Origin of the sequence: Paenibacillus sp. FSL M8-0142, from assembly GCF_038597315.1 — a bacterium.
In the GTDB taxonomy this organism is placed as follows: Bacteria; Bacillota; Bacilli; order Paenibacillales; family Paenibacillaceae; genus Paenibacillus_AQ; species Paenibacillus_AQ lactis.
In genome coordinates this window covers 4953050-4969699 of sequence record NZ_CP152008.1, presented here as the reverse complement: position 1 = coordinate 4969699, position 16650 = coordinate 4953050, and the positions used below count along the sequence as shown (strand labels likewise).

Here is a 16650-nt window from a genome sequence, read left to right as displayed (position 1 = left end):
TCCATAACCTAGGAAAGCGGAGGATGAATTTATGCTGGAATCGCTGGAGATGATCAAGGCCTTTCGCGGCGGGGACGAGTCGGTATGCAGGACGCCTCCCTGGCTGTTCATGCTGGTTTCGGCTGAAGAGCGAATCGTGAACCTGGAGCGGATCTCGTCCATCGGGGAATTAGCCCATGCCAATCCTGTATTGGATTATGTAGAAAGGACGTTAACGATCCTCGACAGCTTGCCGCTGTCCTACTGGATCAAGGAGCTGCTGGAGGAGGTGCTGGCATGGGCCGAAACCGCCAAGGGCGGGACGTTACGGGAGCGGCTCCATTGGACCCAATCCGGCGTCAATCTGTTCCTCCACCATATCGGATCGGCCCAGTTGTACGAACGGCATGTCCTGGAGCGCCGGGGGAGCATGACGCCGCATGAACAAATGGTACATACGCTGATCCGGACCCACGGGCTCATCGGCCAGCATATTCGGGGTGAGGTCGCCCTTGAGGAGAACGCCCCGCTGTCCGAACTGGTTCAAGGCGGGCAGCTGACGGCAGAGGAGCTAAGCCGGCTGCTGGTTCCGCTAAACCAATGCATCATCGGCGCGGTGTCCGAGCCATTGTGGCATGCCGTCAAAGAGGAGACCGCCCAGCTGGTGGTCCGCATAGCCGAAGGCGCCTTTGATGAGGAATGGAGCCTGCATGACCGGCTGCGCCGTCTCCGCGCGGGCTCGATCCAAAGCGGCGAAGATTTCGAATCGGAGCTTAAGCGAATCGGGGAGCGGGTCGATCTGACGATTGCCTTAAACGATTTGCGGAACATGACGCTATGGTATGTGGAAGCCGCGCTGCAGGATTTTTCGCTCGAGGAATTCGTGAAGGTGATGCTCTTGTCTCTTCGGGCCGAGGGCGAAGGTTCAGCGGAAGGCAGGAAGGGGACCGAGGATACGAGCGGGCTTGCCATACATCCGGAGATGCCGAAGCCGATCCGTCATTTAAGCTTCGAGACGCTGATGAATGACATGTATTACGACTACAAAGGGGCCAAGAAGCTGAATGTCTATAAAAAGCGCATGATCGAGCAGTATTTGCGCCAAGCGGACTGGGAAGCCTGCCTTCAAGGAGCTGTCAGCGCAAACCCGCATCTCCGTCACCGCATCGTGCGAAAGCCGGGTCTTCCGGACACCGTGTTCTTCACGTTCGAATTTTCCAAGGCGGCGGAAAAATTGATCGAATTCTGCATCGAGGCCGAGAAGTCTCCGCTATATGAGAAAGCCGTACTGCTGCTGTTCGATCTGTTCGGCCTCCGCCGGGACGCTTACGACCGGTTTCATAACGAGGAGAGCTATCTGGAGGATATGAACAGCACGGGGGACTACAAGCAAGTCATCCTTGAGTACGTAACGGGAACGGTGGTGCTGGACATCGGGCCCGGCGGCGGCGTGCTGCTTGATCTCATGGAGGAGCGGCTGCCGCATGTTCGCCCCATCGGCATCGATATTTCATCGAACGTGATCGAAGCGCTGGAGAAGCGGAAGCGACTTGAGCAAAGGTCATGGGAGGTAATGAAGGGGGATGCGCTGCGGCTCAAACAGTATGTTGAGCCGGGCAAGGTCGATACCGTCATCTTCTCATCCATATTGCATGAGCTGTACTCTTACATCGAAACGGACGGGAGACGGTTCAATACCGCGACCGTCGAAGCCGCACTCAGGAGCGCGTACGAGGTGCTTTCACCCGGTGGACGTATCATTATCCGGGACGGCATCATGACCGAAGGGGACGCATGGCGGCGAATTCGTTTTCTCGAGGAGGACGGGATGACGTGGCTGGCCCGTTATGCCGCGGACTTTCAAGGAAGAGCAATCCGGTATGAGCCCTTGTCTGCAAATGAGGTGCGCATGCCGGTCAATGATGCGATGGAATTTTTGTACACCTATACCTGGGGGGCGGAAGCGTACGTACACGAAGTCCAGGAGCAGTTCGGCGTCTTTACGCCTTCCGGGTATGCCGCATGCATACGGAAGACGCTTGGCCCCGAGGCCCGTATTCTTGTACAGCGGCATTATTTGCAGGAGGGGTATGCCGAAGCGCTGGCAGGCCGGATTGAACTGACCGATGATGCAGGCCGGGTGACGGCCCTGCCGGACAGTACATGCCTGTTCGTTATCGAAAAACCGGCCGAGCCGGTGAAATAAAATACAAAAGGCGGTGCAGCATTCATGGCTGCACCGCCTTTTGTTGAAAATATCAGGAAGCAGAATCTCAGGGGATCCGGTCCTGATATCGCAAGGAAATTATGATTGCTTCTCAGGCTCCGGATAATCCTTGCCGAGGGTGTCGACCGTCACTTTTTTCATGATTGGCATTTTGACAGGCGTTTCGCCATTCGTTTCTACATTCACGATCCCCATTGCCACGTCCATGCCTTCAATCACCTTGCCGAACGACGCATACAGCTGATCCAGATGAGGCGCATCCGCCACCATAATGAAGAATTGGGAGCCCGCGCTGTTCGGATCCTCCCCCCGGGCCATGGATAAGACGCCCGTCGTATGCTTCAGGTCGTTCTGGAACCCGTTGGCGGTAAATTCGCCGGGAATGCTGTAGCCGGGTCCGCCGGTACCGTTCCCGTCCGGGTCGCCGCCCTGGATCATGAAGCCGGGAATAACGCGATGAAAGCCGGTTCCGTCATAGAAGCCCTGCTTGATCAGGGAAATAAAATTGTTGACGGTATTCGGCGCCACCTCCGGATACAGCTCGGCCTTGATCACGCCTCCGTCTTCCATTTCAATCGTCACGATCGGATGGCTTGCATCCGGATCGGGTACATTAGCCTCCGTTTCGGTTGTTTCAGGGGTTTTCTCCTCAGGTGCGGCCCCGTTCTCAGATCCGCTTGAGGACCCGGTCGTGGAATCGCCTGTCGAGCCTGTAGAGCCGCTTGCGGATTCACTGGCAGTTCCGCTGCCGTTTGCGCTGCCGGTTCCTTTGTCATTGTTGCCGCATGCGGAGAGGACCAGCAGCACGGCAAAGACGATACCGAGAACAGGCATCCAGCGCATTCTCTGTTTCAGCATTTCATTCTCCTCCTGTAACTAGCTATTCAGGTTAGATCGTATACCGTAACCCATTTTAACACAGGTAGGACAAGTACTGAAAACAACATTCGCAGCGTAAACATAAGTAATAGCCCCCGGAGCTTGGCGGCAAGTCCGGAGGCTACAGGCTGCAGGATGTACGTTGATAAGGCCAAAGAAAGCTTCGAGTCTTTATTTCACTTGATAGATGCCCTCCACTTTGTTCAGCGGGAGCAGGATCCGGGAGTGGTTCTTATCCTTGGCGAGCAGCTCAATGAAATCCGTGCCGATCCGGACAAGCCGGATCCGGCTAAAGGCGCCGCCCGTGGAAAAGGTGGTACGCACGCCGACATGAATCGTCCGTTTCGGCGGCTTAACATCAAATACCCGGATCGACTCGAGGCTAGCGGGCACGAACAGCTCACCCTTCACCACGATAAACTGGCTCTTCAGCACCCGCTGCAGCCGGCCGGGTTCGAGCCCCATATTCGGGCCGTTAATTTCTGCAAGATGCCCGACTAAAGAGGCCAGCCGCTGCTGCAGGGAGATATTTTGCATCAAGCGGGTCAATCGAGGTCCGCTCATCTTCACATCATCCTTCCGAATTCATATGGTGTAGTGTATGTGGGAAGGCATCCTATGGGTGAAAGATGTGAAGGACTCAGCACAGCTTTTGTATCTATATCTTTGTAGTGGATGCAAGGCTTCAGCCGTTTGAAGACTCGTTTCCACGATGGCTGGTATCGCTGCCATCCGGCTTTTCTCGCTTGACGCTGTCGGGAATGGGAACGCTGTCTGGATAGGACCCTTCTACGAAAAGACCAAATTTCTCGTCAATGTCACGCTCGGTGACAAGAGGGGTGTCACGGTCGGAAGGTTGTTTCATGGCGAATCCTCCTACTCCTAGGTTATGGTACATCGTAGATTACAAGATAAAGAGCTTGGCCGGTATAAGAAATAGTGGCTTGACCCATACTGAATTACTATAAAAGACAGAATATGGGAGGCTCGGTATGGAACGAAAGGGCAATATACTAACAGCACTCATATGGGGAACCCTGATCGGTATCCTGCTATGGATGTCATTGCTTGGCTGGCTGGACATATTGTTCGGAAAATAGATTCATATAACAGGACCCGCTTTCACTGTGACGAAGAGAAAGCGGGTCTTGATCATTCATAGGCTCAAAACGAGCAGCTGGAATCCGGATTAATCCTCTTCACCGTTGCTGCCGTTCAAAAGATCCGTTCCATGCATTAGATCGGTCTGCGGGGCAGCGGGGTCAACCGGGCTGTCCGCTGCAATGGCGTCGGCATCCGGGACGTCCTGAAGCGGCGTGTAATCCTCATCATCACCGGCTGAATCGGTGATGAATAGATCCTGTCCCTGTCCCAGAAAAGCCGTGCCGCTTCCGGAAAAGGCAGCATCCGCTGTCACGCGGCGTTCAGCATCGCCTGCGTATTCCGCGATCACCTCATCTCCTGGCCGCGTCGGCGGCTCACCTTCCATATCCAACCATTCTCTTGCCTCACGCTCATCCCCATGGACGAAGGCGGCATTTGCCGATGCCTGGTCCAGTGGGAGCCGGCCCTCCGCTTTGAGCTCCTGCCCATCGATGGCATCTGCCGAGGACCCGGATGCCGGCTCCCCGGCGATCGTCCGGTTATCAGGCTCAGCGCCTGCCGCTTCCCAAGCATCAAGAGCGCTATGGTCCGGATTTATCACTGCTGCGGGCGGCTTCGCGTCCGCGGGGGCGGACTCATTCTGGTCGTATCCGCTGTGGTCGGCCTCCTCACTGCTAAGGCTCTGGGTTGTGTAGGTGTTTACATCCCGAATGTCATCCTCCGGAATCATATCCGTCTCGTCGATCTTCCGCTTGGTCTCATATTCCAGGTATATCAACTCAGGCAGCGTATTCCGATTGTTCTCGTCGCGCATCGGTTGATAACTCCTTTCCATACCATCCCACTTCGGGATGTTTTATATATTCCGACTTTACCCGCTGGATCAGGAATGAATCGCTTTTCAAAGGCCGTGAGGGAAGTCGTAAGTCTTTTGGTAGCATTCCCGGCCGCAAGAATCATTATGAAATTCTTGAAAATGGGATATCGATGCGTGATCATTTGAATTTAAGAGGAATTGAGAGATAAACCGAAATGAATGCGCTTTATTAATATCTGAAAACAGGGACCGGCTTGATATATAATCGGAAAAGTGATTATCGGACCCGGGCAAACCTGAGAGTGGGGCGCCAACCATAAGATACGAACAGGATGTGATTTTCTCTTTGTTTGCATGGATTAAACAAGGCTTCTTTGGCAATACGCGCAAAGATATTTTGTCGGGACTTACCGTAGCATTTGCACTAATCCCCGAGGCGATCGCCTTCTCGATCATGGCCGGCGTCGACCCGATGGTCGGCTTATATGCTTCCTTTGTCATCGCGGTCAGCATTTCATTCTTCGGCGGCCGGCCGGGCATGATATCCGCGGCGACCGGGGCGATGGCTTCCCTGATGGGACCGCTCGTAGCCAAGCACGGCATTGAGTATTTATACGCAGCGACGGTTCTCACGGGACTTCTGCAATGGCTGATGGGGGCATTGAAATTCGGACGGTTTATTTCTTTCGTGCCGCAGCCGGTCATTACCGGCTTTGTGAACTCGCTTGCCATCATTATCTTTTTGGCCCAGCTTCCGAACTTTGTCGGGGAGTCATGGCCGATGTTTCTGATGGTGGCCGGGACGCTCGTGATCATCTATGTTCTGCCGCTGCTCACGAAAGCTGTTCCTTCAGCGCTTGTGGCGATCATTGTCATGACGATCATTGCGGTATGGACAGGGGCTCCCGTGCGCACGGTCGGAGATATGGGCAACATAACGCAGACGCTTCCGTTCTTCCATATTCCCGATGTGTATATCAGTCTGGAGATGATCATGACCATACTTCCAATCTCCTTGGCGCTTGCGGTCGTGGGGATGACCGAATCGCTGCTGACGGCTTCGCTCGTGGATGAATTGACCGAGACCGACAGTGACAAGAACCGAGAGATCCGGGGACAGGGAATCGCGAATATCATTACCGGATTTTTCGGGGGGATGGCCGGCTGCGCGATGATCGGACAGACGGTCATCAACGTTAAATCCGGCGGCCGCACGCGGCTCTCTACGCTCGTTGCCGGCGTGTTCCTGCTGTTTCTGATCATCGTCCTTGGTGATGTCGTCAAGCAGATTCCGATGGCTGCCCTGGTCGGCGTCATGTTCATGGTGTCCATAGGCACCTTTGAATGGAACTCGCTTCGGACGCTCCACCGGATTCCGCTCGGAGATACGGTGGTTATGCTCACGACGGTCATCATCGTTGTTGCAACCCATAACCTGGCCATCGGCGTCATGATCGGCATCGTGCTCAGCGCGCTGAATTTCGGTTGGAAGATGGCGAGAATTTATGCCAATCCGCATATCGAGGCCAATGGAGTCAAGGTATATGAAATTCGGGGACAGTTGTTTTTCGGGACCGCGATGTATTTCATCAAACTGTTCGATGCTCATAACGATCCGGACCATGTCACGATTGATTTCTCCAAGTCGCATGTGTGGGATCAGTCCGGAACGGACGCAATTTCCAAAATATTTAATAAGTACAAGGAGGCAGGCAAGCATATGACCATCGTCGGCTTGAATGAGGAAAGCAAGCGGATGGTTGAAAGAATGGGGCTTGCTTCCAGTTCTTCACACTAACCTTAAGGGATTGCTGCTTGCCACTGTGATGGCAGACCAGCAGTCCCTTTTCATTTTCTTAACAACTAAAATTTTTCTGACAACGGGTGTTGCTTTTCATGGTATATTGGTTGTAAATCAAGACGAAGTTTGTCGAATCGACATGACGCATAAACGCAGTAAAACCCTACATTATGAACGAAGGACGGTTAGAGGTGCGCACAAAATGAAGGATGTACCTAAATACTTACTCCTGCTGCTGATGATGCTGCCGCTCATGTCATTCTGGGGCGCGCCCGCTCATGCGCAAGCTGCTCCCGCCGTAATCTCCGATTGGCAGGTGTTGTGGGAGTTCGAGGATCGGGAAGGGGACGTGAATCCTGCAAGCATCAGGAGCCGCAGTCAATGGATCGATGCAAAGAAGGGGATGGCATCCCCCCCTCGGCCGGATGGGGCTGTTTCGTCATGGAACCGGTTCACGCTGCCGAAGCTGCCGCCGGGACAATCGGCTGTACTGATCGAGCGGGTCAAGGGGCAGGATGTGTCGGCTTTTCTGGAAGAGCTGCCATTATACGAAGTAAAGCGGAATTTTGTATATATGAACCATACGCTGCTGCTGCCCGTTACCGGGGAGGATGCCGGCAAAACCGTCTATATATGGTCGAAGGGAACGGATACTGCACTAGGAATCCAAGGGGACATCGTGCTCGGAGAGTATGAACATATGCGGGGCGTATTCATCAAGAAGGATCTGGAGGATTTCATACTTGGCGGCTCCTTATTGTTCATCGCGGCGGTCATGACGGTATGCTGCCTGTTTCTTCCGCGGCATACGGTACCCAGCTGGCTTGCCCTGTGCGTCGTTATTTTTGCGTTCGGTGCGCTGCTGATTGCCTATTCGCCTTTCCTCTACACGTTCTATGGCGATCTGGGAAGCGTATGGGTAACCTTGTTTGATACGGCTTTGTTCGCAATCATGCCTGCCATGTTTTTTTATTTTGAAAAAATATACGGTCCGGGTCCTTACCGGATCATCCGCTATGGCCGAAGATTCCAGATGGGCTATTCCGGGCTGTGCCTGATTTTGCTTATCGTTCAGCTGGTCGGCACGCATCCGTTTCCTCAGCTCTACTATTTATTTACAGTGAAGATCCTCGGTATTCTGATTATTCTGGAGCTGTCGCTGCTTATCGGAATTACGATCCTGTATGCATCCAAACGTAATAAAGACGCTTATATTTTCTCGTTCGGATTCGGCATAATGGCCCTGCTGACGCTGGGTGACCTGATAAGCTTCTATATGAAAGACAGCAACTATGAATTCTATTTATGGAAATGGGGCGTTATTGCGCTCGTCGTATCGCTGATCGTCATGCTGGGGCGAAAATTCGTCCGGAGTCATCAGCAGGTGCTCGAGTACTCCCGGGAGCTGGAGCTGTTCAATAATGAACTGCAGCGCTCCGAGAAGATGGAGATTATTAGCGAATTGGCCGCTTCGGTTGCGCATGAGGTCCGAAATCCGTTGCAGGTGACGCGCGGCTTTATGCAGCTGCTCTCGCAGAGCGCCAAGCCGGAGGAGAAGGAATATTTCGCTTTGGCCTTAAAGGAGATGGACCGGGCGTCGGGGATCATTACGGATTTTCTGACGTTTGCCAAGCCGCAAGTCGAACAGATTGTGCCTCTGAACGTGTACGAGGAGCTAAAGCATGTTACCGGCATTCTGCTTCCGCTAGCCAACCTTGCAGGCGGCACGATTGAGCTGGAAGAAGCGGAGGATTTATGTATTACCGGTAATTCCTCCAAGCTGAAGCAGGCGATGATTAATATCGTGAAGAACGGTATTGAAGCTCTCGACGGGGAAGGCACTGTCCGCATTTGGGCTTATGCTCAATCGAACGAGGTCATTATCCATATCCAAGACAATGGGGTCGGGATGGATGCTCTTGAGCTGTCCAGGCTCGGAGAGCCGTATTTCTCGAATAAATCCAAGGGAACGGGCCTCGGTCTGATGGTTACCTACCGGATCATCAAGTCGATGAACGGCACCATACACTTCAACAGCAGGAAAGGGGTCGGCACCGAAGCGATTATCCGCTTCCCTGCCTGTGCATCGAACCATCAAGGAAACCCAACTTAAACGCGTTTTTAGGAGATACCGGATCGGTATCTCCTGTTATTTTAGCAAAAGAATAGAAAAATTTTTCATAATTATGAATTTTAGAAGGGGGAATGTTTTAACGCATCGAATACTTTTAGGAGATATTCATTATAATGTTTGAGGTGCGTGCATGAGATCTGGATGGAGAATCGGTATGTCCCTGATCATCACAATTGGTATTACCCTCGGCATTCCGGGGTTATCCTCCGGCGCTGCCAGTGCGCCAGCGTCAGCTGTGATTAAGGAGTGGCGAATTCTATGGTCGGATGCAGGGGAAGTGCCGGATCGTGCGCCGCCAGAGGGAGAGATTTGGGTGGAAGGCTCCGCCCGGATTTCCGAACACCCGAAGCCGCAGAGCAAGACGTCGGCATGGATTCATATGAAACTTCCGGATATCTCCTCCTCCTCGCAAGGCATACTAATAGACAAGCTTCACGGACAGCAGGTAGCGGTGTTTGCCGGCGAACGGAAAATCTATGAATCCGCGAGAACCTACAATTATGAGCTGAACCATATCTTGCTCCCGCTGCATGAGGATTTATCCGGCCAGGACCTGTATGTATGGCTGGAAACGGCAAGAGATCATATTATGGTCGACGGAAAAATCGTGATCGGCCCATACCACGAGCTTCTGAACCGGTTTGTCCGATCGAATCTGGGCGATATCATTTTAGGCAGCGCCTTCTTATTCATTGCCTTCGTGATGCTCATATGTGCTGTCTTTTTGAACAATAAATATCTGGTCGCCGTCCTTTCTTTGGCCTTTACCATCCTATCTGTCGGCATCCTGGTGTTTACTTACTCCCCTTTCCTTTACACCGTTTTTGAAGAATACGGAAACATCTTTACACACATGTATGATATTTCATTACTCGTCCTTCTGCCTTCGTTCAGCCTGTTTTTCGAAAAAATATTCGGTGATGGCTGGAAGGGCATGCTTCACAAACTGCGCAATTTCCAAGTGTTTTACTCCTTGTTTTGTATTCTGTTCCTGATCGCCAATCAACTGGCCGCAAACCAGTGGTTTGGGCTGTACTACTTCTTTTCCGTGCAGGTGCTCGGCGTTGTTATGATCCTGCAATTCACGCTGCTGATCGGAAGCTCGATGTATTTTGCCATCAAAGGAAACAGGGATGCCGTCATTTTCAATGCAGGCTTTGCCGCGTTTGCCGTTATCGGATTGGGCGAGCTGCTGCAGTTTTTCCTCAGCCGGGGAAGCTATAATCTGTTTTTATGGAAATGGGGCGTTGTCGTCTTTATCGTATCGCTCATTGTCATTCTGGGGCGCCATTTTGCCAAAAATCATGAACGGATTCTCCAATACTCCAAGGAGCTGGAGATGTTCAACAATGAGCTGCAGCGCTCCGAGAAGATGGAGATCATCAGCGAGCTTGCAGCCTCGGTAGCCCATGAAGTCCGCAACCCGCTTCAAGTAACACGAGGATTTCTACAGCTGCTCATGGGCAAGGCCAAGGCGGCTGAACGCGAGTATCTGGATTTGGCGCTGGTGGAGCTGGATCGGGCGTCGGGCATTATTACGGACTTCCTGACCTTTGCCAAGCCGGAGTTCGGCAAGGACACCGTGCTTCAGATCTCCGACGAATTCAAGCATATCGAGGGGATTCTTGCGCCGCTTGCGCATCTGCATGGCGGAAAGATCACCGTGGACATTCCAGAGGACCTTGCCGTACGCGGCAATTCCTCCAAGTTCAAGCAGGCGTTCATTAACATTATCAAGAACAGCATTGAAGCTTTGCAAGAGGAGGGGGTCATCCAGATCCGCTGCTATCAGAAGCAGGGGCGGGTATACATACACGTCGTGGATAACGGCGAAGGAATGGGGGAGGATGTGCTGGCCCGGTTAGGCGAGCCGTACTTCTCCAACAAGACGAAAGGGACGGGACTCGGGCTTATGGTCACGTTTCGAATTATCGAGGCCATGGATGGCAGCATTCAATTTACAAGTAAAAAAGGAGTGGGGACGGATGCCGTTATCACGCTGCCCGCAGCTTACGAATAAAATCGTAGGCTGCGGACTTGGCGGAAGGCTTCCAGTCCCCACTCTTTGCTTCGTGTTCTTCCATGTATGAGTAAATCCCGGGCTGTTATGTAGTCTTTACCAGATGGCTCTTTCTTTGGCTTCGGACTTGATCACGCCTGCCGGATTCGGAGGGATGACCAGGTACAGCTCATTGGGCTGCTCTTCGAGCGTTCTTACTTCAATGTGGTCGGGGATTCGCACGCCAAGTACTTCCTTGATCGCTGATTTCGGATCGCTGACCAGCTTTGCTTTAAAGCTAGGATCCTCCCATGCTTTTTGAATCAGTTGCGTTTGAAAGATGGCTTCTGTTGTCATTAGAATCACCCTTTCAAATAAATGGTTATAATTTACTCTTTAAGGATACCATGGAATAAATTTAAAATCTATTATTTTTTGGTTGATATAGACAAATAATAATTCAAACCGCCTAAAGCCAGAGTTTGCTTGCTGTTTTCGATATGATTTGCATCCGAAATGAGCTCGTCCACCATCGTATAATGGAAGGATATCAGATTCGGCGAGTCAAGCCCGGTCTCTGTCAGGCGGGTATGCGTCTCGGCTGCAATCGCTGCATAAGGCTTCAAGAGGTTGCGGATATAAATCGCCTCTTGAGCTTCCGCTTCGGTTAGCGCTGCATCCCAGGGACGCCCTAGCCTTGCTTTAATCATAGCGAGCAGGCAGTTGTAGCTGCCGTCTGCAAGATCCTGCTTCCAGTCCATCCAATCGTCCATCATCTGCAAGGTCAGCAGCACGTGGTTCATCATGTCATTCGCGGCAGGAATCAGCTCAGGGCGTTCCGCCAGAAGGAGGACGGCAGTGCTGCCGAGTTTAACCGGAGCGGCCTTCTTGGCGACTCCAATCGGCACGTTCACGAAATAATCAGCGCTGCTCTCGTGAATGACGCCATCCGACCATTCTTGATTATAAACTTTGAAAAATTGCCAGAATGCGGAGTCAGGCGGGAAGTAAGCTTGGTACATCGCAAGGAATTCCGAATATAAAAGGGTCGCGAGTGCAAGATGCTGTTTCACATGGAGCGGGGATGGACTCTCCCGAACAGAGTCCATGATGTCGTCTTGAATGAAATAGTAGAGCATGCCGATGATGTTGGCTGCTGCCAGGTGGCGGTAACTTTCTGCTGGGAGTGTGGTAAGTTCTTTCATCCAGAAGGGAAGTAGATAACAGATGTAGTTTTTGGAGCTGTCTTGCTCGAAGACGTCGAAAGCGCGCAAATACGAAATTCCGAGTTCATTCAACGGAGGGGGCAGGTCCGACAATCGAGCTTCGCATTGCGCAAATACGGCAGCAAGATCGTCCTCGAATGGCTTAAACCAATTCATCGAATCACCAGCCTATTTCTATTTTATTGGGAATTACTTACTTTTAATTCTAGCATGAATAACTTAATAGTTAAATATTACCATTCAAATTCAGGGGAGATTCTTCCGCTCGGTATGGAAATCGATGGAACGATGCCTTTTGGCCGGGATCTGTTGTTTGATCAAGTCCTCAGACGTTTAAGAATGAAGTGTACACCGATAACTGAAATGACCATAAGGAGGTAACTCATATGACTCAGAAGATTGTTGGTGCTTTTCGTTCGGAAGAGGAAGCAACTCGCGCTATAGAGGAACTGAAGTCGCAAGGGTTCAGAGCAGATGAAATCTCTGTCATTGCAAAGGATCGCGGTGAAACGTCGGCGATTGAGGAAGAGACAGGGACGAAGGCGCCGGAAGGCCTGGCGTCCGGGGCAGCAACAGGCGGCGTCCTGGGCGGCGTAACCGGACTGCTTGCCGGGCTCGGCGCGCTTGCTATACCGGGCATCGGCCCGATTGTCGCTGCAGGTCCCATCGCTGCCACTCTTACGGGAGCTGCCGTCGGAGCAGGCGCAGGCGGGCTGGTTGGAGGATTGATCGGACTCGGCATACCGGAAGATCAGGCGAAGGAATACGGAAGCTATGTGGATGAAGGGCATATTCTCGTCATGGTGGATGCGGATGAGAGCCGCGGCGGAAAGGTATATGATATCTTCCGCAGCAACAGCGCGCTTAATGAGCATCATTACCGTCAAGGAACAACGTACAACGGCACGGGCTCCCCAATCGATTCCCGCACGGAAGCGGCGGCGGCTACCGAGGATGCCGTTCCGGATCCGAATTTGTATCACGGCTATGGCAACGGGGACGGAGGCGCGGTGAGACCTGATGGTGTAAGCACGGGCCGCGAAGGGTCATCTAAGAGACTTTAAGATACTATATATTACTCTATAAAATGAGGGGCTGTCCCACAAGATCATCGATCTGGGGCAGCCCCTCTTCCTGCTGTCAAGCCACTTCAGTAACCGTTATGGATTTCCTTTCGCAGTTACGGTTTGCCATCAATCACTTTATGCCTATTAAATCTGGAAAAGCGGCTCATCTCTAGGATAAAAAATTTACTATCAGGCCAAACCTCGGTGAACCTTCGGTTCGATGAGTATTCGGTATCCGTTGGCTTATTTAAATATACTGCAGCCCGGAGGTATATGGCAGCGGAATCGGGTCGAACGCTGCTGTCCCTTGAATCCGGTACGGAGACAAAGGGTCGAACAGGAGCGACAGCAGTCCTTCGTCATCCAGGACAACAGTCTCCCCCGAGAGCGTAATGCGATAAGGTCCATGCTCCCCATCGGCTTGGATGGCGCCTTCCGGCAGCAGCGGAGCCAGCTGATCCAGAAGCCGGATTCCGTTCACCAGGTAAACCGTCCCGTCATTCTGGATCGATTCCGGCATGGCACCGGCGGATTGAAGCAGCGCGGCGAGCTCTCGGTCCTGCCAGGCCAGTGGAATGATCAGCTCCGGCAGGTTAAAACCGGCGATTGCTTCAGCAATGACCAGCGCGGCGGCTTCCGGGCTGCCGCCCCATTCCACAAGCGTGGATGCGCGGGAAGGCGTCATCACGGTTCCGGGCACGGCAATGATTGCGAATGCCGACAATTCCCCGTTCTGCTCGGCGACAAGCACTTGCTGCTCAAGCCGGATCACGTTGGAATAGGCGCTTGCGTCAAGCAGCTTGCCAAGCTCGGTAGGCGTCGACATATACCCAGCTTCCCGATCTTCCATAAGCGCGTGCACTTGCAACAGATCCTCCGGCTTCATGGCCCGGATCTGAACCTGCTTTGCGGTGGAGGACCGAAGGGGCTCGACCATGGAAGGGGTCACCTGAAAGCGCTGGGCCCGGCCGAACAAACGGCTGCCGGCACGGGTGTACAGGGATCTCCCTCCGGAGATGAAGATCAGGGATGCGCCTGAAGCTTCGCCATGCTTGATGCATGCTTGAAGCAGCGAACCGGCAAGCCGCTGTCCCCGATAGTCTGGGTCCGTACATACGGATCCGATCGAGAATACGTTCAGCCTTGCTCCGTGGATCTTCATCATAAACGGGACAAATCCCATGAACGAGACAAGCTTCTCTTGATCCCATGCTCCGTATGAATGGCTGATACCCGGAGAGAAGATAAGCGGGAAGGATACGCCCATGGAGGGCTGCTCGGGCTGCTTAAGAAAAATACGATCGGATAATTCAATCGCTTGGGTCAGTTGATCGGAATTCATGATAGAAATATGCACTGGGGTATTTCACCTCCCTATGATTGTCACTTAACACCAGTATAAGGTGACAGACCTCGGGATTTCCAGTAAACGTTTACAAATTAATAGATTTTTATGGATAAAACGCTCTCAGCACCCATCACCTGAAGAACAACATGATTCAATTCACAGCCGGCTCGGCAAAGAGCACTTATGATAGGGTATAAAAACAGAGAAAAATCTTCATCCTAACTTCATCTAAGAAATCGTGAATTGCTTTGCAAATAAGATGAAAATCTGATATTATAAAGACAAGGATTTAGAATAAGTCTAAATACAATATCAACTAAAGGAGACGATATAGATGATGAATACAAATACGAACGCGAATGTAAATTTGACTCAAAACCTGCAGGGTGAAAACGAGCTCCACAGCATCCTTAATCTCCAAGTTGCGAACTGGAGCCTGCTGGGCGTAAAGCTGCACCATTACCACTGGTATGTGAAAGGGCCACAGTTTTACGTGCTGCATGAGAAGTTTGAGGAGCTGTATAACGTGGCAGCCGATTACGTGGACGAGCTGGCTGAGCGGCTGCTGGCCATCGGTGGCAAACCGGCAGCAAGCATGGCCCAGTATCTGCAGCTGACGACGCTTCAAGAAGCGAACGGTGAGAACAGCGCTGAAGAGATGGTGAGCCAGCTTATCGCTGATTATGAAACGATCGCAGCCGAGCTTAAGCAGGGGATCGCGGCAGCCGATGCAGCAGGTGACGATGCGACAGCCGACTTGTTCACGGGCATGATGACCGATATTCAGAAGCATGCCTGGATGTTGAACGCATTTTTGGGCAAATAAGCGGCGTATACAGGTTGCTTGATGTTCATTACATTTCGAAAAACATCGTAAAATGGCCATCCCAGATGGGATGGCTTTTTCGTATGATTAGCTGGCTATAATGGGGCTGCTCGATTTGGGCGATATCGTGCTGAGGCATCAGTTTTGAAAAATACTGCGCCGTTTTTACGTTTGATGCGTATATACTCCATAGTTAACGCTGAATTGAAGAGGAGATTGTGAACATGGCAGAAATGGAATCACGGCAAGTGTTGGAGTCACAGCTTCAAGAGATATTGGTCTGGGAAAAAGAACAGAAAGACGTGATGTTCTGGGAAAAGCTCGGCAGAATCCCCTTCATGCTTCTGGATCGGCTGACACCGAAGGCCGTGCGGAATAAAATCGGCGAGGCGCTTAACGATGTTGGCAGCTTTATCCAGACCGGAGGCCAGTATCTGGTGCGCGAGCAGTCCGTAATGAATCTGTTGGCCAAAACGGCGGGAGCTGAGGGGACCGCTTCCAAGGAAGCCGAAGCGTGGGAGATCGAAGAAGAAACCGATCCTTCCCGTACAGGTGGCAACGCGGCGGATGGCTCAGGCGATCAGAAGCTGACCTTGACCGAGGCTTCTCGTTTGCCGCTGCAGGTGATGGATGCCGCGGCGGATATTTTGACAGCTAAACGTGTCAAATTTGCCGCCGCCCAAGGGGCAGCCACCGGGATCGGCGGCGTCTTTACGATTGCAGTCGATATTCCGATGGTGCTCGGACAGTCACTAAAGGTGCTTCAAGAGATGGCGCTATGCTACGGCTATGATCCGAACGATACCAGGGAGCGGGTGTTTATCGTGAAGTGCCTGCAGTTCGCTTCCGCCGATATAGTGGGCAAGAAGGCGGTGCTGGAGGAGCTCGCCAGCTTTGATGACGAGAAGGGGACGGATCAGGTATTCTCCCAGCTGCAGGGCTGGAGGGAAGTGATCCAGTCGTACACGGACAGCTTCGGAATGAAGAAGCTGTTCCAGCTTATTCCGATTGCCGGGATTGTATTCGGCTCGATCAACAACAAGGGCACCATCGGGGACGTGGCGGAAGCCGGAAAGATGCTCTACAAAAAACGTCGCCTGAACCACCGACTGCGCAATATGGAATATCCGCTGTAAGTTTTCAGCTAAGCCAGAAGAATGGGTGCAGATTGAGACTAAAAAGAGGGCCGCTCCGTAAATGGAGCGGCCCTTATGGATATGAATGCCTAGAGGAAAGCATCGTA

The 16650-nt window shown here is 52.3% G+C and carries 14 protein-coding genes; 7 read left to right on the top strand and 7 right to left on the bottom strand.

Features of this window, described 5'->3' with window-relative positions:
* The first annotated feature begins 31 nt into the window (after positions 1–31).
* Complete coding sequence (locus NSQ46_RS22900; protein WP_342574794.1) at positions 32–2185, top strand: class I SAM-dependent methyltransferase; 2154 nt, start codon at positions 32–34, stop codon at positions 2183–2185.
* A gap of 99 nt (positions 2186–2284) precedes the next feature.
* Here the strand turns inward: NSQ46_RS22900 and NSQ46_RS22895 are convergent, their stop codons facing one another.
* The 4 genes from NSQ46_RS22895 to NSQ46_RS22880 form a co-directional block, all read right to left on the bottom strand.
* Positions 2285–3064 (bottom strand): peptidylprolyl isomerase, encoded by a 780-nt coding sequence (locus tag NSQ46_RS22895; RefSeq protein WP_007130831.1) that lies wholly within the window; start codon positions 3062–3064, stop codon positions 2285–2287.
* 192 nt (positions 3065–3256) lie between these two features.
* Positions 3257–3649, bottom strand: coding sequence for a hypothetical protein (locus NSQ46_RS22890; RefSeq protein ID WP_342574792.1), 393 nt, complete (start codon positions 3647–3649; stop codon positions 3257–3259).
* A 121-nt stretch (positions 3650–3770) separates the two neighbouring features.
* On the bottom strand, positions 3771–3950 hold the full coding sequence (locus tag NSQ46_RS22885) for a hypothetical protein (RefSeq protein ID WP_341341645.1): 180 nt from the start codon (positions 3948–3950) through the stop codon (positions 3771–3773).
* A 324-nt stretch (positions 3951–4274) separates the two neighbouring features.
* Positions 4275–5003, bottom strand: a complete 729-nt coding sequence (locus NSQ46_RS22880; RefSeq protein ID WP_213616032.1) for a hypothetical protein — start codon at positions 5001–5003, stop codon at positions 4275–4277.
* A gap of 349 nt (positions 5004–5352) precedes the next feature.
* Between NSQ46_RS22880 and NSQ46_RS22875 the strand changes: the two genes are divergently transcribed.
* The 3 genes from NSQ46_RS22875 (at position 5353) to NSQ46_RS22865 (ending at position 10961) form a co-directional block, all read left to right on the top strand.
* Positions 5353–6804, top strand: coding sequence for a SulP family inorganic anion transporter (locus tag NSQ46_RS22875; RefSeq protein ID WP_007130826.1), 1452 nt, complete (start codon positions 5353–5355; stop codon positions 6802–6804).
* A gap of 205 nt (positions 6805–7009) precedes the next feature.
* Complete coding sequence (locus tag NSQ46_RS22870) at positions 7010–8920, top strand: HAMP domain-containing sensor histidine kinase (RefSeq protein ID WP_213616034.1); 1911 nt, start codon at positions 7010–7012, stop codon at positions 8918–8920.
* A gap of 175 nt (positions 8921–9095) precedes the next feature.
* The gene (locus NSQ46_RS22865; protein WP_342574790.1) at positions 9096–10961 is read left to right on the top strand and encodes an ATP-binding protein; all 1866 of its coding nucleotides are present in this window, start codon (positions 9096–9098) and stop codon (positions 10959–10961) included.
* Between the two features lie 96 nt (positions 10962–11057).
* Here NSQ46_RS22865 and NSQ46_RS22860 read toward each other — a convergent pair whose 3' ends face one another.
* Together NSQ46_RS22860 and NSQ46_RS22855 are read right to left on the bottom strand one after the other, a co-directional pair.
* Positions 11058–11297, bottom strand: a complete 240-nt coding sequence (locus NSQ46_RS22860) for an NHLP leader peptide family RiPP precursor (RefSeq protein ID WP_007130823.1) — start codon at positions 11295–11297, stop codon at positions 11058–11060.
* A 71-nt stretch (positions 11298–11368) separates the two neighbouring features.
* On the bottom strand, positions 11369–12322 hold the full coding sequence (locus NSQ46_RS22855; RefSeq protein WP_342574789.1) for a hypothetical protein: 954 nt from the start codon (positions 12320–12322) through the stop codon (positions 11369–11371).
* 230 nt (positions 12323–12552) lie between these two features.
* Here NSQ46_RS22855 and NSQ46_RS22850 point away from each other — a divergent pair, with 230 nt between their 5' ends.
* Positions 12553–13230, top strand: coding sequence for a general stress protein (locus NSQ46_RS22850; RefSeq protein WP_007130821.1), 678 nt, complete (start codon positions 12553–12555; stop codon positions 13228–13230).
* A 250-nt stretch (positions 13231–13480) separates the two neighbouring features.
* On the opposite strand, the gene NSQ46_RS22845 is transcribed toward NSQ46_RS22850, so the two are convergent.
* On the bottom strand, positions 13481–14590 hold the full coding sequence (locus NSQ46_RS22845) for a GNAT family N-acetyltransferase (RefSeq protein ID WP_341034131.1): 1110 nt from the start codon (positions 14588–14590) through the stop codon (positions 13481–13483).
* Positions 14591–14918: 328 nt separating this feature from the next.
* Between NSQ46_RS22845 and NSQ46_RS22840 the strand changes: the two genes are divergently transcribed.
* Both NSQ46_RS22840 and NSQ46_RS22835 read left to right on the top strand, forming a co-directional pair.
* The gene (locus tag NSQ46_RS22840) at positions 14919–15407 is read left to right on the top strand and encodes a Dps family protein (protein WP_341035049.1); all 489 of its coding nucleotides are present in this window, start codon (positions 14919–14921) and stop codon (positions 15405–15407) included.
* Positions 15408–15631: 224 nt separating this feature from the next.
* A complete protein-coding gene (locus NSQ46_RS22835; RefSeq protein WP_028406451.1) occupies positions 15632–16543 on the top strand; it encodes an EcsC family protein in 912 nt (303 codons plus the stop codon).
* The last annotated feature ends 107 nt before the right edge of the window (positions 16544–16650 follow it).